General features: G+C 53.1%; 15 protein-coding genes and 1 pseudogene. 13 read left to right on the forward strand and 3 right to left on the reverse strand.

What is annotated here, in order from left to right; genetic code table 11:
- Nucleotides 1-267 precede the first annotated feature (267 nt).
- Genes JK231_RS02410 through JK231_RS02430 form a run of 5 tightly spaced genes read left to right on the forward strand, consistent with a single transcriptional unit; the run spans nucleotide 268 to nucleotide 5,337 of the window.
- On the forward strand, nucleotides 268-1,371 hold the full coding sequence (locus JK231_RS02410; protein WP_211727909.1) for an ABC transporter ATP-binding protein: 1,104 nt from the start codon (nucleotides 268-270) through the stop codon (nucleotides 1,369-1,371).
- A gap of 27 nt (nucleotides 1,372-1,398) precedes the next feature.
- Nucleotides 1,399-2,676, forward strand: a complete 1,278-nt coding sequence (locus JK231_RS02415; protein WP_211727910.1) for an ABC transporter substrate-binding protein — start codon at nucleotides 1,399-1,401, stop codon at nucleotides 2,674-2,676.
- A 10-nt stretch (nucleotides 2,677-2,686) separates the two neighbouring features.
- Nucleotides 2,687-3,598 (forward strand): sugar ABC transporter permease, encoded by a 912-nt coding sequence (locus tag JK231_RS02420; RefSeq protein WP_058960560.1) that lies wholly within the window; start codon nucleotides 2,687-2,689, stop codon nucleotides 3,596-3,598.
- A complete protein-coding gene (locus JK231_RS02425; protein WP_058960559.1) occupies nucleotides 3,595-4,413 on the forward strand; it encodes a carbohydrate ABC transporter permease in 819 nt (272 codons plus the stop codon). Before JK231_RS02420 ends, JK231_RS02425 begins: the two co-directional genes overlap by 4 nt.
- Nucleotides 4,414-4,425: 12 nt before the next feature.
- Complete coding sequence (locus JK231_RS02430; protein ID WP_211727911.1) at nucleotides 4,426-5,337, forward strand: metallophosphoesterase; 912 nt, start codon at nucleotides 4,426-4,428, stop codon at nucleotides 5,335-5,337.
- Between the two features lie 35 nt (nucleotides 5,338-5,372).
- Here JK231_RS02430 and JK231_RS02435 read toward each other — a convergent pair whose 3' ends face one another.
- Nucleotides 5,373-6,119, reverse strand: coding sequence for an HPP family protein (locus tag JK231_RS02435; RefSeq protein WP_211727982.1), 747 nt, complete (start codon nucleotides 6,117-6,119; stop codon nucleotides 5,373-5,375).
- Nucleotides 6,120-6,308: 189 nt separating this feature from the next.
- Here JK231_RS02435 and rluF point away from each other — a divergent pair, with 189 nt between their 5' ends.
- Together rluF and JK231_RS02445 are read left to right on the forward strand one after the other, a co-directional pair.
- Nucleotides 6,309-7,190 carry a 23S rRNA pseudouridine(2604) synthase RluF gene (gene rluF / locus JK231_RS02440; RefSeq protein WP_034823556.1) on the forward strand — a complete coding sequence of 294 codons (882 nt, stop codon included), beginning with the start codon at nucleotides 6,309-6,311 and terminating at the stop codon, nucleotides 7,188-7,190.
- 110 nt (nucleotides 7,191-7,300) lie between these two features.
- A complete protein-coding gene (locus JK231_RS02445; protein WP_160832916.1) occupies nucleotides 7,301-7,450 on the forward strand; it encodes a hypothetical protein in 150 nt (49 codons plus the stop codon).
- A 47-nt stretch (nucleotides 7,451-7,497) separates the two neighbouring features.
- Here JK231_RS02445 and JK231_RS02450 read toward each other — a convergent pair.
- Nucleotides 7,498-8,534: pseudogene (locus JK231_RS02450) on the reverse strand (NADP-dependent oxidoreductase).
- A gap of 141 nt (nucleotides 8,535-8,675) precedes the next feature.
- On the opposite strand from JK231_RS02450, the gene JK231_RS02455 reads away from it, so the two are divergent.
- From JK231_RS02455 to JK231_RS02480, 6 genes are all read left to right on the forward strand, one after another.
- Nucleotides 8,676-8,927 carry a helix-turn-helix transcriptional regulator gene (locus JK231_RS02455; protein WP_058960556.1) on the forward strand — a complete coding sequence of 84 codons (252 nt, stop codon included), beginning with the start codon at nucleotides 8,676-8,678 and terminating at the stop codon, nucleotides 8,925-8,927.
- The gene (locus JK231_RS02460; protein ID WP_097117148.1) at nucleotides 8,920-10,152 is read left to right on the forward strand and encodes a type II toxin-antitoxin system HipA family toxin; all 1,233 of its coding nucleotides are present in this window, start codon (nucleotides 8,920-8,922) and stop codon (nucleotides 10,150-10,152) included. The genes JK231_RS02455 and JK231_RS02460 overlap by 8 nt, the downstream gene beginning before the upstream one ends.
- A 197-nt stretch (nucleotides 10,153-10,349) precedes the next feature.
- Entirely contained in the window at nucleotides 10,350-11,705 is a 1,356-nt protein-coding gene (locus JK231_RS02465; RefSeq protein WP_097117147.1) for an MFS transporter, read from the forward strand.
- Nucleotides 11,683-13,026 (forward strand): enolase C-terminal domain-like protein, encoded by a 1,344-nt coding sequence (locus tag JK231_RS02470; protein ID WP_097117146.1) that lies wholly within the window; start codon nucleotides 11,683-11,685, stop codon nucleotides 13,024-13,026. Before JK231_RS02465 ends, JK231_RS02470 begins: the two co-directional genes overlap by 23 nt.
- Nucleotides 13,027-13,035: 9 nt before the next feature.
- A complete protein-coding gene (locus JK231_RS02475; protein WP_211727912.1) occupies nucleotides 13,036-14,151 on the forward strand; it encodes a beta-propeller fold lactonase family protein in 1,116 nt (371 codons plus the stop codon).
- A gap of 348 nt (nucleotides 14,152-14,499) precedes the next feature.
- A complete protein-coding gene (locus JK231_RS02480) occupies nucleotides 14,500-16,599 on the forward strand; it encodes an FUSC family protein (protein WP_097117273.1) in 2,100 nt (699 codons plus the stop codon).
- Here the strand turns inward: JK231_RS02480 and JK231_RS02485 are convergent.
- Nucleotides 16,596-21,185 carry an ATP-dependent helicase gene (locus JK231_RS02485; RefSeq protein ID WP_211727913.1) on the reverse strand — a complete coding sequence of 1,530 codons (4,590 nt, stop codon included), beginning with the start codon at nucleotides 21,183-21,185 and terminating at the stop codon, nucleotides 16,596-16,598. The two genes, JK231_RS02480 and JK231_RS02485, sit on opposite strands and share 4 nt — an antisense overlap.
- Nucleotides 21,186-21,187 lie beyond the last annotated feature (2 nt).

Consider the following 21,187-nt stretch of genomic DNA (forward strand, 5'->3'; position numbering starts at 1 on the left):
TTGGTTTGCATAATGGTCATATGACGGCAATTATCGCCGTTAATTTCAAATTAAGCAAACCAGATGGAAGTTTTGGTTTGTTGTGTTTGAGTTGCACGGCAATTATCGCCGTCCTTTTGACTTTATATAAACTGCACGGCAGGTTTTTTCACTCCCTTATAACAGCAGGGTAGCCAGTTCCAGTCACCCAACCGTCACCCCAGCAACATAAATTCTTCATTTCCCTGAGCTAGCTTACCGCCATTCTGTTTTCAGGACTGCGGATGCATGAGCCACCTTTCGCTACATCACATCACTAAAGCCTGGGGGGAAAAAATTGCCCTCAATGACATTACCTTTGATGCCGCAGAAGGGAGCTTTGTTGCGCTGCTTGGGCCCTCCGGTTGTGGAAAATCTACTCTGCTGCGCACCATTGCCGGGCTGGAAACTGCCGACCGCGGTGAAATCCACTTTAAACACGCTGATATCACTCATTTGCCCCCATCGCAGCGCAAACTCTCGATGGTTTTTCAATCCTATGCGCTGTTTCCACATCTGAATGTCCGCGAGAATCTGCTGTTTGGCTTAAAAGCGCGTGGGGAAGACAAGCAGACGTTTGCGAGCCGACTGGATGACGTCAGCAAGCTGATGGAACTGGATAAGTTGCTTGATCGCCTGCCATCTCAGCTCTCGGGGGGCCAACAGCAACGTGTGGCGTTGGGAAGGGCGGTTATCGCGAATAACAACCTGTGTCTGATGGATGAACCTCTGTCCAACCTTGATGCCAAACTTCGCCAAAGCATGCGCCGTGAGATTTGTGCCTTACAGAAGAAGCTGGGGCTCACCATGCTGTATGTCACGCACGACCAGACCGAAGCGATGAGCATGGCGGACAGTATTATTCTGCTGAATGACGGCCACATCGAGCAGCAAGGCACACCGAACGATCTCTATAACAACCCCGCCACGGTTTTTGCCGCGCAGTTTATCGGCGCGCCACCTATGAATATCCTGCCGTTGCACAACAAAGAAAACCGTCATTATCTTAGCCATTTACCGGCGCCGGTAGTTGAGCAATGTGATGAAGTTGCTCTGAGCCTGGGCTTGCGCGCCGAGGATATTCAACTGATCTCACCTGAGCTCGCTGCCTTAAAGGCCAGAGTGATCAGCTACGAATACATGGGCGCTGACACTTTACTGGTGTGCCAACTCGCGGGTCTGTCCGATGCCATCACCGTAAAAGTGCCCGGCATGCAGCATTTTGTCGAGGACAGCCAGGTCGGCTTGCAGTGGTCCGCAACCCGTCAATATCTGTTTTCCACCACGACCGGCAAGCGCTGTTTGTCTGCCGAGCAACAGATGTTTGTTTCACAGAAAAAATACGCTGTTTAACCGTTGTTTTTCGCCCAAGGGATAATCATGTCTGCGATTCGTTACTCACGCCTGGCCTCTGCTTTACTGCTCTGTACTACGGTTTCCGCTTTTGCCGCCGATCCGGTTAAATTGCAGATGTACTATCCGATCGCGGTCGGTGGCAAAGTCAGCCACACCGTTGACGCGCTGGTGGCTGATTTCGAAAAAGTGCATCCGGAAGTGAGCATTCAGCCGGTGTATACCGGTGACTATGCGACAACCGTCACCAAAGCGCTGACCGCGTTTCGGGGTGGCAATGCTCCGCAGCTGGCGGTCATTGGTGACATTGAGGCTTATTCCCTGATTGATGCGGGCGCGATTGTCGCCGCCAGCGATCTGGCGACCGATGATGAAGGTAAAAAATGGATCGATGGATTCTATCCAGCGTTCCTGCGTCACATTGATGGCAAAGTGTGGGGCGTGCCATTCCAGCGTTCAACCGTGGTGATGTACTGGAATAAACAGGCCTTTGAGAAAGCTGGCTTGAATGGCGACACACCGCCGGCCAACTGGCAGCAGGTGGTGGAATTCAGTAAAAAACTGACCATCAAAGATGCTAACGGCGTGAGCCAATGGGGCATCGAGATTCCGTCCACGCCAAACGGTTACTGGAACTTCCAGGGACTCTCTGCCACCAATGGCGGTCGTCTGGATAACGGAAAAGGCACGGCCGTACATTTCAACACCCCTGGTAACGTTGAAACACTGCAATGGCTGACCGACCTCGGGCAAAAAGAAGAAGTGTCACCGAAAGGCGCCATCGCCTGGGGTACCACACCACAGGACTTTATCAGCGGTAAAACCGCCATGATGGTCACCACCACCGGTAACCTGACCAACGTGCGCGATAACGCCAAATTCCCATTTGGTGTGGCGATGCTGCCAGAGAAAACACAGCGTGGCAGCCCAACCGGCGGCGGTAACCTTTACGTCTTTAAGAATGCCTCACCCGAGCAGCAAAAAGCCGCGATGGCGTTTATCCGCTGGGTGACTTCACCGGAGCAAGCTGCGCGCTGGAGTATCGCGACAGGCTATGTGGCGACATCTCCAGCAGCATGGGACACCACGGTGATGAAAGACTACGTGAAAGAGGTCCCTCAGGCGCTGGTCGCGCGTGAGCAGTTGAAGTATGCGCAGCCAGAACTCTCGACCTACAACAGCGTACAGATTCAGGATGCGTTGAACCATGCTGTCGAAGCGGCGGTGACCCAGGCAAAAACCCCGGCAGAAGCGCTTGAAGGTGCGCAGAAGCAAGCGGATCGCCTGTTGAAGTCCTACCAGTAATGGAAGCGCGATGAGCACGATAAATGCCAGTACGGCGCAGCGTCGTCCCGCATTCTGGTCGACGCAGCTTTATGGTTACCTGCTGATTTTGCCAGCACTGAGTTTTTTGCTGCTGTTTACGCATTATCCCGCGGTGGCGACGATCTGGGAGAGTCTGTTCAGCGCTTCCCGTAATAATCATCCGGCCCACTTTGTTGGGCTGGATAATTACATGGCCTTGCTGGATGACGATATCTTCATCCAGTCGCTCTGGAACAACTTGTTGTATGCACTGATCACCATTCCGCTGGCCGTCGCGCTGGCGTTAATGATGGCGCTGGCTGTGAATCGACGATTGGCGGCAAATTCGCTGGTCCGCGCGGCGTTTTTTATTCCATCATTGCTCCCAATGATTGCCATCGCCAACCTATGGCTGTTTTTCTACACTCCTCAGTTGGGGCTGTTGAATAAGTTGCTGGCGCTGTTCTCACTGCCTGCCGTGAACTGGCTCGGTGAGCCGGGCACGTCCCTTTATTGTCTGATGGCGGTTTCTGTCTGGCGTGAAGCGGGCTTCTTTATGATCTTCTATCTTGCTGCCTTACAGCAGATCGATCCCCGCCTCAATGAAGCGGCAGCGATTGAAGGGGCTTCACGCGGTTACTTTTTCCGTCGCGTGCAATGGCCGCTGTTGATGCCAACGACGCTATTTGTGTTGATCAATGCTTCGATGAACGCCTTCCGCATTGTCGATCAGGTGATTGCCATGACCAACGGGGGCCCCAACAACAGCAGTAGTCTGCTGCTGTTCTATATCTATCGCACCGCATTCAGTTTCTGGGATATGCCTGCTGCCGCGGCGATGACCGTGGTATTGCTGGTGATTCTGGCGGCGATTGCGCTGATTAAATTTACGCTGCTGGACAAGCGAGCCCATTATCAATGAAGAAGACGAACGCGTTGGGTGGCTGGTGTCTGAACCTCATCATTTGGCTGGCCGCGCTGCTGTGGCTGTTGCCGATTCTGGTCGCCCTGTGGGTAGCAATCCATCCTGCATCGGATCAGGCCAGTTTTTCGCTGTTCTCACCGCTGACCTTTGATAATTTCATCAAGGCCTGGCATGCCGCGCCGTTTGCCCGCTACTTCCTCAATACCACCTTGCTGGTGCTGATGATTGTTGTGGTGCAGTTAATTTTGGCGACCATGGCGGCCTATGCGCTGGTGCGTTTCAAAATGAAATTCTCAGGAGTTATTTTCGCGCTGATCCTGCTGCAGTTGATGATTAGTCCGGACGTTTTGATTTTGAACAATTACAAAACCATCGGTGCGTTTGGGCTGCGCGATACTTTAACGGGAATAGCATTGCCGTATTTCGCCTCTGCTTTTGCCATTTTCCTGCTGCGTCAGACGTTCAAAAGTATCCCACTGGTGCTGGAAGAGGCGGCGATTGTGGAGGGAGCCAGTCGGTTTTATATCTTGCGCAAAATCTACATTCCATTGGCGAAACCGATCTACATCGCTTTTGCCCTGGTCTCGATCAGTTTCCACTGGAATGATTTCCTGTGGCCGCTGGTGATTACCGATTCCGTCAACGTAAGACCGCTCACCGTCGGATTGCAATTGTTCTCGGCGCCAGAGCAGGGTGTACAGTGGGCGCTCATTGGTGCCGCTACCTTGATGACCACCTTGCCGTTGCTGGTGCTGTTCCTGATTTTCCAGCGCCAGTTTATTCAGTCGTTCATGCGTGCTGGTATTCGCTAAGGAGTGTTTTTCGTGACTCATCCGCATCCATTGACATCCTTGCAGCGCGAACTCCTCGGCGATGTGGCCGAGCTTTATGCTTTACCTGATTTACGTCCTGCAATGATGGATAACGTGCTGCGTTTCGGTGTGATTGCTGATCCGCAGTATGCCGATGTCGAAGCTGATATCGCCAATAACCTCTACTACCGTCATGCACTTGATAAGTTACCGCAGGCAATTGAAGCCCTGAATCAGCAACCGCTGGATTTTGTTGTCACGCTGGGGGATTTGGTTGACCGCGATTGGGCAAGCTATGCCGCCATTCTGCCGCTGTATGACCAGTTGGTGCATCCGCATGCGGTAGTGTTGGGGAATCATGATGCGCAAACCCTTGCTCAGCATCTGAATAATCGTGCGGCACTCCCCAAAAGTTATTACTCGTTTCGCTTAGCGGGGTGGCGGTTTATTGTTTATGACGGTAACGATGTCAGTTTGTACTGCAATGCACTGAATGGTGATGACTATTACCAGGCTGAGAACCTGTTAGCGGAATTAAAGGCGCAGCGACAGCCGCAGGCTCAGCCATGGAACGGTGCCGTCGGTCAGCAGCAGCTGAACTGGATTGAACAGCAATTGATTGAAGCTCAGCAACGGGGGGAAAAAGTGGGGGTGTTTGGTCATTACCCGCTGGCGCCTCACACCACGCATATACTGATGAACGCCAGTGTGCTGGTGAATCTCCTATCTAGTTACAACATACATTTTTGCTTCTCAGGACATGACCACCGCGGCAACGCTGCATACATCGGTCAGACAGGGTTTTATACCATGAAGGGCATGCTCGATGGCCCAGCCGAAGTGCCCTTTGCGGTGGTCGAAGTGGATGATAATGGTGTAAGGATTCACGGTTTCGGCGGGGAGATAAGCCGAGGTTTGTGTTAATGCGATCAGCCGGCGGGGCTCATATCGCCTGCAATTTAACCGGCGCGCTTCAGGGGCTGTGGCGGTAACTGTTGCCGACGACGGGCAATCTCTTCAGCGCGCTTTAACAACTGCTGCAAATCATCCTCGTCAATGTCGAGAAGCTGACCGTTCTCCAGTGCCTGATGCAGATCATCGCGAGTAATTGGCACTTCAAGCGCCACTGAATTCGTTTTAGGTTCGTTAGCAGCCAGCGGATGCGGGTAACGGCGACCCGCAAGATTATTAAAAATGATTGCCAGTACAGCGAGACACACGGAATTTAGCAGCACGGGAGAGAGAATAAACTGATATCCCAATTGCTGAACGCCACTGCCGCCCAGAATCGCTGTCAGCGCCACCGCCCCGCTGGGAGGATGCAAGCAGCGCAGCTGAAACATCACGGCAATGGCGAGACAAGCCGCAATGCCGCAAGCGACTGCGGGATAGGGCACATACATCGCGGTTGTCACACCTATCACGCCTGCGACCAGATTCCCGCCAACAATCGACCAGGGTTGCGCCAACGGACTATTCGGTAAGCCGAAAAGCAGCACTGCAGACGCCCCCATCGGTGCCACAAACCATAAGTTGACCTCACCAAGCAGCCAGTGGCTGGTCAGGCTGGTGATCATCAGGCCGAGGCCCGCACCGATGCTGGCCATCACTCTCTGTTTTTTGGCGACCGGTAACGGATGCGGCCAAAGACGGGCAAGGAAAGTCCGCAGCGATGTTATCCAGCTGGCGCGACGCAGGTGTATCATGAAGGTCATACTCTGTCATAAGAAAACGCGATGGATGGCGATTGTCGCTGATCGATTCCTGAGGAACAACCACAATGTTAGTGTGCTGTTACCAAACGGTGATGAGGTTACAAGCTAGAACAATGATGTTTAACCGTGTCTTACACAACGTCTAAGGTTGTTGTATAGTCCGTTTTTTTCGGAGGAACCATGCTGCCCAACTCATCCACGCGCCTGAACAAATACATTAGCGAGAGCGGAATCTGCTCACGACGTGATGCCGATCGTTACATAGAGCAAGGCAACGTTTTTATTAACGGCAAGCGCGCGACCGTTGGCGCACAGGTCTTTGCCGGGGATGAAGTGAAAGTGAATGGGCAGTTGATCGAGCCGCGTAACGAAGAAGATTTAGTGCTGATTGCGCTCAACAAGCCGGTGGGCATTATTACCACTATGGAAGAGGGTGAACGCGATAACATCGGTGATTTTGTTAACCACAGTAAACGCGTGTTCCCGATCGGCCGTCTGGATAAAGACTCACAGGGTCTGATTTTCCTCACCAACCACGGTGACCTGGTCAATAAGATCCTGCGCGCCGGTAACAACCACGAGAAAGAGTACGTGGTGACCGTAGATAAGCCCATCACCGACGAGTTTATTGCCGGGATGGCGGCGGGTGTGCCGATGCTGGGTACTGTGACCAAAAAATGCAAAGTGAAGAAAGAGTCGACCTTTGTGTTTCGTATCATCCTGGTTCAGGGTCTTAACCGCCAGATTCGCCGAATGACCAAGCATTTTGGCTTCGAAGTCACCAAGCTTGAACGTACGCGTATCATGAATGTCAGTCTGAAAGGCATCCCGCTGGGGGAATGGCGTGATTTTACTGATGACGAATTGATTGAGTTGTTTAACTTGATCGAGGATTCTTCATCCGAAGACAAAAAAACGCAGCAAAGCCAGGCGAAAAAGAAACCAGCAGCAGCGGCGAAAAAAGTCGCATCGAACGGTGCAAAGATTCCAGAGAAAGCTGCGGCCAAACCAGCAGGACGTCAGCGCTTTGCTCAACCTGGTCGTAAAAAGAAAGGGCGTTAAATTTTCCCTGGATTTGCCATGACTGTTTAAACCCGGAACAAATTTTATAATCCTCTCACTATTTGTTCCGGTTTTTTCCCTTCATACTTTTTTTAACAAAGGAGGGAACAATGAACAACGCAACCTGGTTAGATGAAATGCAGCATTTCTATGCCGCGCAGCCGCGTCCGGCGTGGGTTCCACGCATGTTTTGGCTGACCAAAAAACAGCGTAATAAAATTTTGACGGAACTCTTGCTGCCGCAGGCCAAACAGAGATAACGCTGCTATTTAGCCGGTTATTTAATGTTAAGAATAACCGGCCCTTATCACTCTTCTTCAGCCACTTTGACCACGGTTTTACCAAAGTTATTACCCTTCAACATATCGAAGAACGCCTGTGGTGCATTTTCTAATCCATCGATCATGTGTTCACGATAGTGAATTTTCTGCTGTTCAACCAATGGCGTCATCGCCTGCAGAAATTCCGGATATCGATCACCGTAATCCTGGAAAATAATAAACCCCTGCATACGGATTCGGCGCTTCAATATCCCACTCAGGATTTGTGGCGTACGGTCAGGACCAGCGGGTAGGGTTTTGCCACTGTTATAGGTTGAGACCAGTCCACAAACCGGTACGCGAGCGGCGGTGTTCAACAGCGGGAACACGGCATCAAACACTTTGCCACCAACGTTCTCGAAATAGATATCGATCCCGTCCGGGCAGGCGTTCGCCAACTGTTCAGCAAAATCCTCGCGATAGTGATCGAGACAGGCTGAGAACCCGAGTTTTTAATCGCGTAGCGGCATTTCTCTTCACCACCGGCAACGCCAACCACATGACAGCCTTTGAGCTTACCCAGTTGCCCGACGGTGGCTCCCACCGGGCCCGTCGCGGCGGCGACCACCAGGGTTTCGCCTGCTTTTGGCTGCCCAATGTCCATCAGGCCCATGTAAGCGGTGAAGCCGGGCATCCCCAGAATGCCCAGCGCCCAGGATGGGTGGGGCAGATCGCCGATTTTCGCTACGCCAGTGCCATCCGAGACGGCATAACGTTGCCATCCGCTGCCTGCCAGTACCCAGTCACCGGTTTTATAATCGGGATGCTGCGATTCAACCACCTGTGAAACTGTACCGCCGACCATTGGCTGATCAAGTTGTGCCGGAGGCGCATAGGATTTACTGTCATCCATGCGCCCGCGCATATAAGGATCCAGTGAGAGGTAAACCGTGCGGAGCAGCATTTCACCTGTTTTGATGGAGGGAATAGGTCGTTCAACAAGCCGGAAATTCTCTTTAACCGGTTCGCCATCGGGGCGCGATGCCAATAGCCAGGCTTGATTGCTGTCAGGGGATTGCGTCATGTAAACCTCTTTACTCATTTGAATCAGGCAAGTGTAGTAGAAACCTATTTAAGAGTTTGTCGCAATCTTGAAATGTTGCTATATAATAACAATTAGGTGTTTTTTACATATATGTTGCTATATAACAACATTTGGAGGCGTATGCTGCCAGGCATGCAAGATATCGGCAGAAAGTGCCAGGAAAAACGTAAAGCGAAAAGGTGGACGCAAGCCAAAGCAGCCTTGCATTCGGGTGTTCACCGCACCGTGATCTCGCAGATTGAGAACGGCCTTTATTCTGGGTCACTCAAAGTATTGACGTTGTATCTCAATACGCTCGAACTAAAACTTTCCGTGCAGTCTGCGGGCATACCGCAACTGGATGAACTGGAGGAATTGTTTAACGATGACTGATTTCAACCAATTGGCAAAGCCACTGCGTTACATTGACGTGTTTAGCGGGGGTGAGTACAGCGGAAGATTGTTGCATGAACGGGGGAGTTACAATTTCAGTTATTTCTCTGAAATGGCACGCCCCGTATCGCTTACCATGTTGGCGGAAAATCGGATCAGTTATAACGGTAGTCGATTATTTAATATTTTTGAGATGAACATACCTGAAGGCTATGTTCGCTACCACATCGCTGAACGTTTACGCCGTTATGTGGGGAACGTGAGTGATATGCTTTTCCTCGCATTACAGCAGGACACTGGAATAGGCGCATTATCGTATAAAAGTGAGATCGATTTTCCGCGGCCTTCACCGGAAAAACTGGATGATTTGCTTCGCTGGGATCATAAAGAAAGCGCTTTTCAATATTTGCTAAATAAATACCTGCTACAAACCTCCATTTCGGGTGTGCAGCCTAAGGTAATGATCAGCACTGAGAATCGTGGTACCGTGTTGTACCCAAATCTTATAGCGAAAACGGGTGATGAAGAGTACCCACGATTAGCGGAAAATGAATTTATCTGTATGTCCCTGGCGAAGCTTTGTGGCTTGCCAGTTGCCGATTTTTGGCTTTCTGATAATAAAGAACTTTTTATTATGGAACGCTTTGATATTCAGCATAATAGACGTCTGGCAATGGAGGACTTCTGTGTGCTATCAGGGAAAACATCAGACCATAAATACAGTGGTTCTTATGAAACCGGTGGGAAAATTGTGAGTTTATTTACGCGCGATCAGTCCCAGGTTGAGTTGTATTGGCGCTATGTTCTTTTTAGCTGCATGGTAGGCAACGGTGACGCGCATTTGAAGAATTTTTCATTACTGTATGCAAGTGAAAATAATGGATCACCCAAGTTATCCCCACTCTATGACGTGGTCAATACAGACATTTATCCAACTACTGATAAAGAGTTGGCGCTTAAATTAAATAAAAGCAAACTATTCCCCAATCGAGATAATCTGCTGAAGTTTGCGCGTGAGCTTAAAATCATCAAGCCTGCTGATATCATTGAGCAATTCGCAGATATCATAAGTGACCAAATAAATAACAACCCGATTTTCGATGATTTCCCTGCGCTTAAGGAATCAATCGCCCAGTCTCTGACTCGCAGCGTGGCGACTAACAATGTATTTTTAACCACTGACGTCAAACGACCTAAAAAACGAAAAACTGACTCATTGCTCTAATAGCGCTGGGAGGTATCTATCTTCCCAGTGAGCCAGCGCACAAACCCACACAAAACTTTACGCTGGGAAAACCGCTAACGCATTGAACATAAAAGCCCCTTCAACATCTGCACAAACGGTCTCGGGCATTCTCACATAACTGCTCTTTAATCGACTGCGTATACCTATAGCGGTGCAATTAACCCAATAGGTGACGCATGACGGTTCAACAATCTTATGATTTAGCAGCAGATCACGACGCGCATATCGCCTCCGCAATCGCTAAGTTTTTCCGTCGCATCATCCCGATGCTGGCGCTGATGCTGATTGTTAACCAGATTGACCGAGCCAACATTGGATTCGTCAAAGCCGAATTACAGACGGATGCGGGGATCAGTGCCGCAGCCTTTGGTCTGGGCGCAGGATTGTTCTTTATTGGTTATGCGCTGTTCGAAGTGCCCAGCAATATGATGCTGAAAAAACTCGGGGCACGCGTGTGGCTGACGCGCATCATGATTACCTGGGGCATCGTGGTGGTGTTAACCGGTTTTGTGAGCACGCCGCTGCATTTCTATGTCCTGCGCTTCTTGTTGGGTGTGGCAGAGGCGGGATTTTTCCCTGGCGTCTTATTCTACTTTCGCCAATGGGTGCCGAACGCATGGCGCGGTCGTGCCACCGCGATGGTGCTGAGTGCCACCGCCAGCGCCTTTCTGTTTTCCGGCCCCTTAACTGGCGCCATTCTGATGCTGCATGAGGTGAACGGGCTAGCCGGGTGGAAATGGGTGATGTTCCTGGAAGGGGGCGGATCGATTGTGATTGGTTTGCTGGCCGCGCTAGTGCTGGTCTCTAAACCGCAGGATGCCAAATGGCTTAACCCAGCAGAGCAACGTGCGTTGCAAGCACAGTTAGCGTTAGAGGATGCCGCTCGTGACGTACATGCTAAAGAGCACGGCCGCTGGGGTTTATTGCGCGATCGCAGCTTACTGTTCTATTGTCTGATTTTTTTCACCATGACCATGACCGGTTACACCCTGGTCTTCTGGCTGCCGCAAATCATCCAGCGTATTCAGGGTTACAACAGCTTTGAAATAGGTTTGCTGACCGCCGTTCCGTGGTTATGTGCCATTGTTGCCTTGTTCCTGCTGGGTAAAACCACCGACCGCTACCGCGATAAGCTGGATAAAGGGCTGGGGCTTGCGATGCTGATTGCCGCGTGCGGCACCTTTATGGCCACCACCGGCACACCCTGGTTTGGCTTTGTCGCGATGATCGTCGCTTGCATTGGCTCGAAAGTCAGCGCGGCATTCTTCTGGCCAATGCCGCAAAGCGAATTACCTGCTTCAATCGCCGCGCCTGGTATTGCTCTCATCAACTCCATCGGCAACCTCGGCGGGTTCTTTGCACCCACCGTGTTTGGCTATCTTGAACTTCATACCGGCAGCACCACCGGCGGGCTGTATGCGCTGACCAGCGTGTCGGTAATCACCGGTGTCTGGCTGCTGCTGCGACGCAAACCTGTTCCCCCTGCATTCGGTCACACGGAGAGAAACCATGTCCGACACACCAGTCATTAAATCGATGCGTATCGTTCCGGTTGCCGGATACGACAGCATGCTGCTGAACATCGGCGGGGCGCATAACTGCTGTTTCACGCGCATTCTGGTGATCCTTACCGATTCAGCAGGCAACAGCGGCGTGGGGGAAACGCCGTGCCACGCTTCAACTTTGCAACTGCTGGAACATTTTCGCCCGCTGATTATCGGTAGCTCACTGATGCGTGCTAACGCCACGTTGAGCCAACTGTTCGCCAGCGACGCGCGGCAGCAACACACCTCGCACACCAATGACATTCATATTCCGCAGATGAATCCAGAGAAGTTTTACAACGCGGCGGCGGCTATTGAGGCTGCGTTGCTCGATTTGCAGGGTAAATTCCTCGATTTACCGGTAGCGGATCTGCTCGCCAGCGGTAAGCAACGAGAGCGTATTCCGGTGTTGGGCTATCTGTTTTATATCGCCGATCGTCAACGCACGAACATGCACTACCGTTCGGGTGATGACGAAGCGGATGGCTGGTTCCGGTTACGTCATCAACCGGCAATGGACAGTGCAGCAGTGGTACGGCTCGCAGAAGCCGCAGTAGAACAATACGGTTTTCGGGACTTCAAGCTAAAAGGCGGCGTCTTGCATGGCGAGCAGGAAGTCGAAACCGTGGAAGCCTTGCTGTCGCGGTTTCCACAATCTCGCGTCACCGTGGATCCGAATGCCAGTTGGTCGCTGGATGAAGCGATTCGCTTTGGTAAACAGCTGGCAGGTAAGGTGCCATACCTGGAAGATCCTTGTGGCGCAGAGCAGGGATATTCCGGGCGCGAGACCCTGGCCGAGTTCCGTCGCGCCACTGGCGTGCCGGTGGCCACTAATATGATCGCCAATGACTGGCGGCAGCTGCAGCACGCTCTGCAGCTCAACGCCATCGACATCCCGCTCGCCGATCCCCATTTCTGGACAATGCGCAACGCCAACGTCGTCGCGCAACTGTGTAACGAATGGGGCCTTACCACCGGTTGCCACTCCAATAATCACTTTGATGTTTCACTGGCGATGGTGGCCCATCTTGGTGCTGCAGCACCTGGCAATCGTCAGACCGCCTTCGATACGCACTGGATATGGCAGGATGGCCAGCCACTCAGCCACCAGCCACCGCAAATTCGTGATGGTTATCTGGAGCTGCCGCCGGGGCCAGGTTTGGGCATTGAACTGAATATGGAACGCGTCGAGCAGGCGCATGCGCTCTATAACGCACTGCCCGATAAGAACCGCAACGATGCATTGGGCATGCAGTTTTTGATTGATAACTGGCGTTTTGACGCAAAACGTCCGGCTCTGGTTCGCTGAGGACATTAAATGAAGAAAACCTTTCACATAGCCACATTACTTACGGCGATGGCGCTCAGCGCACCATTGCTGGCAAAAACTTTTGTCTACGTATCAGAAGCGGATGATGGCACCATCGCCCGCTACACGCTGAACGAACAAACCGGCGCATTGCAGTTGATGGGGCGCACTCAGGCAGGCGGAAAAGTGATGCCGCTGGCGTTGAGTGCTGACCACCAGCATTTATACGCGGCCATTCGCAGTAAACCACTGCAACTGGTGAGCTGGCACATCGATCGCGCGACGGGCGACCTTAATCAGAGGATTGCAGTGCCTGCCATGGCCAGTTATCCCTATATCAGCACCGATAAACAGGGGCGATTCCTGCTGGGCGCCTCCTACGATGGCGATGTGGTGCATGTCTATCGGCTAGCCAAAGATGGCAAGGTGATAGCACCGCCGGTGGGCAGCTACAAGACTGGCCATGCGGCACATTCGGTGATTGTTGATAATGCCGGTAAAACCGCCTACGTCGGCAATCTCGGTACTGACCGCGTATTGCAGTTGAAGCTGAGCGAGGAGGGGGAACTCAGCGCGCTGGGCAACGGTTATGTCAAAACCGCCGACGAAAATGGCCCGCGTCATTCGGTGTTATCACCGGATCAACGCTTTCTGTATAACGTCGGTGAGATGGGCGGCATCATCACCCAGTTCCGTCGCGAGCCGAGTGGCGAACTGGTCAAAGTCAGCGAAACCCCCAACGCCGTAGCCACAGAGTATAAGTTGCAGCATGGACGTGAGCGACCGGCAGGTTACAGCGATACCACGCCACGCAACTGGTCAGCCGATATTCATCTGACGCCAAACGGTCATTTCCTGTTTGTGACCGAACGCACCAGCAGCACAGTGAGCGGATACCGCGTTGATCAACACAGTGGCAAACTGACGCTGATAGGTAGTTGGCCAGTAGAGAAGCAGCCGCGCAGTATTGCCATAACACCGGACGGCAAATGGCTGATCGCCAGCGGTGAAAAAAGCGCAGTGACAGGCAGCTACGCCATTGATGCCAAAAGTGGTTCGTTAAAGCGTGTGGGTGAAGCGCCTGCTGGTAAAGATGCGAACTGGGTAACGGTGCTAAGTGACTGAGTCCCCCTTGCGATGATCTGGCGCAATGCTCTGCGCCAGATTGCGCGAAATGTTTTTATGGAGCCGTTGTAATCATTGAGGTTGTTTAGAAAAGTGTGATCCAGGACACATTTATACGACTGATGACAGGTTGTGAAGCAATAGGCTTATAAATCAGAGAGATTCTGTAAATAGAAGCTGAATTTGCATTTAGTCCATTAGTAACCCTTAATAATTACCCTGATATTGATTGCCTGCCAATATCACCAATTTTGATGCTGTAACAACCTGACATATTTATCGCCGTGAGTAGATTGAATATTCTGGCAGGATACGCCGCACTTAGTGCCGTCTGGTCTCAATACTGTCATGCAGTGGTTTTCAAAAAACGCCGTTTTTTTTGCTGTAAAAACCTGTCTGGCTGCCTTTTTGGCATTGTACTTCTCACTGGAACTCAACCTGGATAAACCCGCCTGGGCCATTACCACGGTTTTCATTGCCTCTCAGCTTTACTCGGCGTCCACCATTTCGAAATCACTGTTTCGCATGCTCGGCACCTTGTTAGGCGGCGTGTTTATCTTCTTTGTTTTTCCCGTCACTGTTGAACACCCCTTACTTTTTAGCTTCATTATCTCACTGTGGGTGAGTGTGTGCCTGTACCTTTCCCTGCACGATCGCACGCCAAAAAGCTATGTATTCATGCTGGCAGGTTACAGCGCTGCCATCATGGGATTTCCTGAGGTGATGACGCCGCTGTCTATCACCAATACCGTGTTATCCCGCATTGAAGAGATCGCTGTTGGCACTGTGTGTAGCAGCCTGGTACATGCGCTATTGTTTCCGGTCTCGATGCGTAGTTTGCTGGAACAGAGTGTCAGCCAGTGGTATTTGAATGCGCGCAAACTTTGCCACGATTTGCTGTCCGGTATTCCGGGGGATAAGTCTCCCGAACGCGATGAAATACTGACGCGTATGGCGACCAATCCGCAGCAAGTGGAAATTTTGATCACGCACTGTGTTTACGAGGGTGATGCCGCGCGCCGTTTGATTCGTCTGGTCAGCGTGCAGTATCAACATCTCTCTTATTTAATCCCCACGCTCACTGCGATTGAACTACGCCTGCAGCGATTATCGGCATTGCAGATTACCTTCCCGGACAACGTCGCGGTAGCATTCCGCCTGTTTTTGCATTGGCTCAACGATGGCGAAGCCGTGGGTGAAACCAGCGGTATCCAGCTGGAATTAAGCCGTTGTCAGAGTGATATCAACCAGGCCTGGCGTAGCGGGGAGCTACCGATTGAACACTGCCTGCTGTTTACCGGTTTGCTGGAGCGCATGGCGGACTTTGTCCGCATTGCGGGCGCTTATCAAAGCGTCGGCGGGTTGGTCAGCGATCTCTCGGGTGACACCACACCCGCACGCGGCAAACGTACCCATCGTTTCTATGACAAAGGGTTGATCAGGCTGTCGGCCTTAACCGCATTCTGCGCGATTTTTGGTTCCTGTTTACTGTGGATTGGCACGGGTTGGCACGACGGTGCCTCAGCACCCGTAATGGCTGCCATCCTGAGCTCGCTCTTTGCCAGTATGGATACGCCACTGACCTCAATGAAATTGTTTGTGCGCGGTGTAATTGTGGCCATCTTCATCAGCGTGATTTATGTGGCGTTGCTGTTACCGCAGGCCACCTCATTTGAAGCGTTGATTATTTGTCTGGTGCCGGGCTTGCTGATACTCGGCCTGATGATTGCACGCCCCTCAACCAATATGATTGGCATCAGCGTGGCTATCCAGATTCCCGGCTTTATTGGTTTAGGCCATCATCTTAAGCCCGATCTGGTGTTGTTGATTAACAACGCGATTGCTTCGTTGGCTGGCGTGCTATTTGCCGTCATTATGACTGTATTGATGCGTAATAAACGGCCTTCATGGACGGCGCGTCGTGCGGTTCGTCAGGGGTTACGTGAGCTATTACGCTTTATCAAGGAACTTGAACGTACCGGTTCATCGCTGCTGGGCAGACAGCGTTTCATCAGTTTGATGCTGGATAAGGTCAACGTGGTGTTACCACGTTTACGACTCGATCCACAGCCGGATATGTCGACCGCCGGGATGTTGTTAACGGAGGTGTGGCTGGGCGTGAACAGCTTTGATTACTACGCGCGACACAAAGATCTGCTGGCAAAACATCAGCTGGACAGTGGACAGATGTTTCACGAGCTTGCCTTGTTTCTGAAACGGCGTCTGAAATCGCTGCAAACACGACCACACCAGGATTTGCTGGACGAACTCGACTGGCTGTTGCTGCTGCTGGAGCGGCTGGCAAAGCAGGATGACGGGTTACTCACACCGCTGTTTCATCTGTTTAGCATTCGTCTTTACCTGTTTCCTGAGCAAGCGTGGCCCATTGCCACGCCGCGCCAGTTGGAAAGAGTGCAACTGCAGGATTATCGTCAGCGCGCTTATTAACCGTACCAACTGTAACCTTTGGGGACACGTGAGAAACCCGCCTCTTTCAACGCTGCGAGCAGGTTGGATTGTCCGACGGGTCGATCGTTAACCCGTTCCAGCGTGAAATTAAGATGCTTTTCGCGGCTTAACGCCTGGCCCAGCGCAACCAGTGCGGCATGAAGATCTTCGTCGCCATCCTGCGCATCAAAGGTCATCAGCTCTTTACCTCCAGGGGGAAGGTAAAGCAGGACACGACCACTGGCGATGACCGTAAAAGCACCCGCACGGCGCGTGGGTTTGGCTCCTGTGAGGCTGAGCGGCCATGGTAGTGTTAAACCGAAGGGGTTCGCGGGGTCAACTGCGGATAATACGACAGGGGGATGTCGCACTGACTTGCCAGCGTCGAGTTGACGCAGACGATCGATAGCAGGGTTATCGGCAAACTGTGCCGCGCCCATGCCTGCAATAAAACGCCCACGCAACAGTCGCCCGGCATCTTCCATCCCGCGCAACACCGGTTGCAACGCCGGAAAGCCGCCGGGAATCTGTTCGGCGATTGCGGCACCACGCGTGATGACACCAAATCGATCCAGCATATTTTCTGCCATTGACAGCGCGCGTTCGGTGTCCGCAATCGGCTGGCGAGGAATCAACGACCAGCGACCAGCCATAGCGTGAAGTAAGAGTCGTGATTCGACCGGGCGACTGGCGCTAAAACTGGATCGACTGTGCCGTCCGTGACGTGCACGAACAGGGCGTGGTTTGGGTGTGATGGTCATTTGGCTGAGATTACGCAACGCCGACCAGGTATCAATGGTGAGGACGCCGCGCCAGGCTAGTTGCCAAAGAGCCTGATAAATCTCCGTCGGATCGATTATTTCTCCGTTGTCCCGGATTTCGGTTATGCGCGGGATCAGTTGTTTGACGAACCAACCCGCGCCATCCTGCATCAACGCCAGTAAAGATGACTCAATGGGTGACAATGTCACTTTGTTATCCAGTGCAGGCAAGGTTTCGCTGGCGAATTCACTTAAATGCAGGGAAACCAAGCCGTCCTGCATGTTTGATGAGGGATGACCAACCCAAATGACCTCTCCCGATGAGAGCAATTCATCCAGCATGGCTGGCTGATAATCCCGAATGCGTGCAGGGAAGATTTGCGATTCCCACAGTGATACCGGCAGCACCACGCCTGCCAGTTGTTCAACGACTCTCATTACGCCATTCAGACCGGAGAAAGCGCCTTGTGGCTGTCGCGCGTTTGCATCACTCAACAGCCCCTGACGCTCAAGCAGAAACGTCACATAGGCGGCTGGTGCAACCGGTTGAGTGGCGTCGCGCGCGGACTGTAACGATCGCACACGTAAGCGGCGAAAGACGCTTTCTGCTGCCCACTGCGTGGACTCATCAGATCCTGAAGCGAGAAAATCGCCTTTAAGTAATTTATTTTGCTGGCGAAGCTGATCCAAAGCTTCATCCACAACGGCGCGACCGAGGCCAAAGCGTTGAGCCACTTGCAAACTGGTAAACACGGCGTGGGTGCGGGCGTAGCGCCCCAATAGATCCTGCAATGGTCGGACGACCGGTTCGAGCAGTGCAGCCGGGAGGCCTGTCGGCAACACGCAACCCAGCGCATCGTGCAGACGTACCGCATCTTCAGCCACTGCCCAGCGTGCGATACCCGCGATTTTCACACTGACGATCCGCTGCGCCTGTTGCAGCGCGTGTAAGCCGGGCTCAAGGGGCTCATCGCCATTGAAGCGTGCAACAAGTTCTTCGGTTGATAACGGACCCAGTTCGCGCAGCATATCCACCAGAGCCTCAATAGTGCGCGCCTGATACTCAGCCACGCAGCGCTGTAACTCCTGTTCAACACGTGCAATCACGGCGGGTTCCAGTAACTCACGCATCTCCGCCTGACCCAGGAGATCACTCAGCAGATTGCTGTCGAGCGCCAGCATTGAAGCGCGTCGTTCAGCCTGCGGTGCATCACTGGCATACATGAACTCGGCGACGTAGCCAAACAGCAGCGGTGCGGCAAACGGCGAGGGCGTTTCGGTGGTGACTTCTGTCAACCGCACATCACCCTGATGTAATCGCGCCATCAGGTGATGCAGCGCGGGTAGGTCGTATACATCCTGCAAACATTCGCGTGCCGTCTCAATCAGGATCGGGAAGTCTGTAAACTGACGCGCCACTTCCAGCAACTGGCTCGCGCGTAAACGTTGTTGCCAGAGAGGAGAACGTTTGCCGGGATTGCGGCGTGGTAATAGCAGGGCGCGGGCAGCACATTCGCGAAAACGTGCGGCGAACAGCGCCGAATGCCCGACTGATGCCATGACGATACGTTGTAGTTCATCAGGTTCGAATAAAAAGAGCTCGGCACCCGGCACCCGACCGTCACTATCGGGGAAGCGTGCCACGATACCGTCGTCGCTGGCGACCACAGCCGGATCGATCCCCATGATGCGGCCAATGCGTTCTGCCACCGCCAGCGCCCAGGGCGCGTGCACGCGTTGACCATAAGGGGAGTGCAGGATCACGCGCCAGTCGCCGGTTTCATCCCGACAACGCTCAATCAACAAGCTGCGGTCGGTGGGCAACTCGCCAGTTGCCTGAATTTGTTCGGCGATCAGGCTTTTAATATTGTGTCGGGCATTGGCGTCAAGACTGTCGCCGGGCAGTGACGTTTCACTATGGGCCTGTCGTAAATAACCACCAATCGCTTCACCCAGTGTCGCTGAACGGCCGAGACTGTCGCCATGCCAGAATGGCAGACGCGCTGAACGGCCCGGCGCAGGCACCACCACAACCTGGTCATGGGTGATTTGCTGAATACGCCATGATGTTGCGCCAAGGGTAATGATGTCGTTAATCCGCGACTCATAAACCATCTCTTCATCCAGTTCCCCGACGCGTCGTGCGCCCGTCTGTTCTTCACCTTCGGGCAGCATAACGCTGAACATCCCGCGATCCGGGATGGTGCCGCCGCTGGTGACAGCCAGATGCTGCGCGCCAGGCCGTCCAGTCAGGGTATTATTATGTCGGTCCCAAATTAGGCGGGGTTGCAGGTTGGCGAACTCATCGGAAGGATAGCGCCCGGCTAACATGTTTAGCACCGCTTCAAATGCGTGACGTGGTAACGTTTTAAACGGTTCTGCACGCCGTACCAGCTCAAACCAGCTGTCGATTTCCAGCGTGTCCATTGAGGCGGCGGCGACCGTGTGCTGAGCCAGCAGGTCCAGCGGATTGTGTGGCAGGGTAATCGCATCGAGTTCACCCGCCAACATCGACTCAACAATGACAGCCGCATCCACCAAATCGCGTCGGGTGCGCGGCCAGATGATGCCTTTCGGCGTACCGCCGACCTGATGACCCGCGCGCCCGACGCGCTGGAGCGCACTGGCAACCGAAGGGGGCGCACCAACCTGAATCACCAGATCGATATCGCCCATATCAATACCCAGCTCCAGGCTTGATGTGGCGACCACGCAACGCAGCTCGCCCGCTTTGAGCGCGTTTTCAATTTCCAGCCGTTGTTCTTTAGAAACAGAACCGTGGTGGGATCGGGCCAATAAGTCATTCGGTGTGACGGTGCGTTTCTCTGTACCGCCGGTAAAGGAACCGTAGGCAAAGGACTCTTCTGGCGCAGTGGGCTTTTCTCCGAGGCGACGCGTGTAGAGCTCATTCAGCCTCGCGGTAAGTTTTTCAGCCAATCCGCGGGAATTGGTAAACACCAAAGTGGCGCGATGGCGTAACACCTCATCCAAAATCCCGGCTTCAATGTGTGGCCAGATGGATCCTGCGGACGGTGTGGCATCCTGCACTGAACGGCTATCGGGGCGTTGCTGAATATCCGTCATATCTTCAACAGGCACCCGGATAGTTAATGCTAACGGGCGCTGAGCTGTAGGATTCACGATCAGCGTTTCGCGACTCCCCCCTAGAAACTGTGCGACGGCCTCCGGCGGTTTCACCGTGGCTGAGAGGCCGATACGCTGCGCAGGGTGCGTTAGCAGCGTATCCAGCCGTTCAAGGCTGAGCGCCAGATGCGCGCCGCGTTTGCTGCCCGCGATGGCATGTACTTCATCAACAATCACCGTAGAGATGCCACGCAGCGTGTCGCGGGCTTTTGATGTCAGCATCAGAAATAAAGATTCGGGCGTGGTGATCAAAATATCCGGTGGGCGCCGCTGTAATTTTGCCCGCTCGCTGCTGAGCGTATCGCCCGATCGCATGCCCACCTCCAGGGTGATCTCGGCTTCACCGCGTTTGCGCCGCTCTTCAGCCACCCCCGCTAAAGGCCGTTGCAGATTGCGCTGAACATCCGCCGCCAGCGCTTTCACCGGAGAGAGGTAAAGAATGCGTGTTCTGTGACTTCGTTCGGGGAGATCTTCGGCGCTGCGTTCACGAAACAGGGCATCAATCGCATAGAGAAATGCCGCCAGCGTTTTACCAGAACCGGTGGGCGCAATCACCAAACAGTTCTTACCGCTCGAAATGGCCTGCCAGGCTTCATGTTGTGCGGGCGTCGCCGCTTTAAAGGTGTCGCGAAACCATTGCTGCGTGGCGGCGGTAAACAACGCGAGTGAAGAGGCTGGCATCC

Source organism: Pantoea sp. JGM49 (assembly GCF_018257655.1).
Classification (GTDB): domain Bacteria; phylum Pseudomonadota; class Gammaproteobacteria; order Enterobacterales; family Enterobacteriaceae; genus Pantoea; species Pantoea communis.

Coding starts and splice junctions, on each gene's coding strand:
- JK231_RS02435 (WP_211727982.1), bottom strand. CDS start 6,119: ATGATACACCTGCGTCGCGCCAGCTGGATAACATCGCTGCGGACTTTC.
- JK231_RS02445 (WP_160832916.1), top strand. CDS start 7,301: ATGAACAACGCAACCTGGTTAGATGAAATGCAGCATTTCTATGCCGCG.
- JK231_RS02465 (WP_097117147.1), top strand. CDS start 10,350: ATGACGGTTCAACAATCTTATGATTTAGCAGCAGATCACGACGCGCAT.
- JK231_RS02455 (WP_058960556.1), top strand. CDS start 8,676: ATGCTGCCAGGCATGCAAGATATCGGCAGAAAGTGCCAGGAAAAACGT.
- JK231_RS02460 (WP_097117148.1), top strand. CDS start 8,920: ATGACTGATTTCAACCAATTGGCAAAGCCACTGCGTTACATTGACGTG.
- JK231_RS02415 (WP_211727910.1), top strand. CDS start 1,399: ATGTCTGCGATTCGTTACTCACGCCTGGCCTCTGCTTTACTGCTCTGT.
- JK231_RS02475 (WP_211727912.1), top strand. CDS start 13,036: ATGAAGAAAACCTTTCACATAGCCACATTACTTACGGCGATGGCGCTC.
- JK231_RS02485 (WP_211727913.1), bottom strand. CDS start 21,185: ATGCCAGCCTCTTCACTCGCGTTGTTTACCGCCGCCACGCAGCAATGG.
- JK231_RS02480 (WP_097117273.1), top strand. CDS start 14,500: ATGCAGTGGTTTTCAAAAAACGCCGTTTTTTTTGCTGTAAAAACCTGT.
- JK231_RS02425 (WP_058960559.1), top strand. CDS start 3,595: ATGAAGAAGACGAACGCGTTGGGTGGCTGGTGTCTGAACCTCATCATT.
- JK231_RS02470 (WP_097117146.1), top strand. CDS start 11,683: ATGTCCGACACACCAGTCATTAAATCGATGCGTATCGTTCCGGTTGCC.
- JK231_RS02420 (WP_058960560.1), top strand. CDS start 2,687: ATGAGCACGATAAATGCCAGTACGGCGCAGCGTCGTCCCGCATTCTGG.
- rluF (WP_034823556.1), top strand. CDS start 6,309: ATGCTGCCCAACTCATCCACGCGCCTGAACAAATACATTAGCGAGAGC.
- JK231_RS02410 (WP_211727909.1), top strand. CDS start 268: ATGAGCCACCTTTCGCTACATCACATCACTAAAGCCTGGGGGGAAAAA.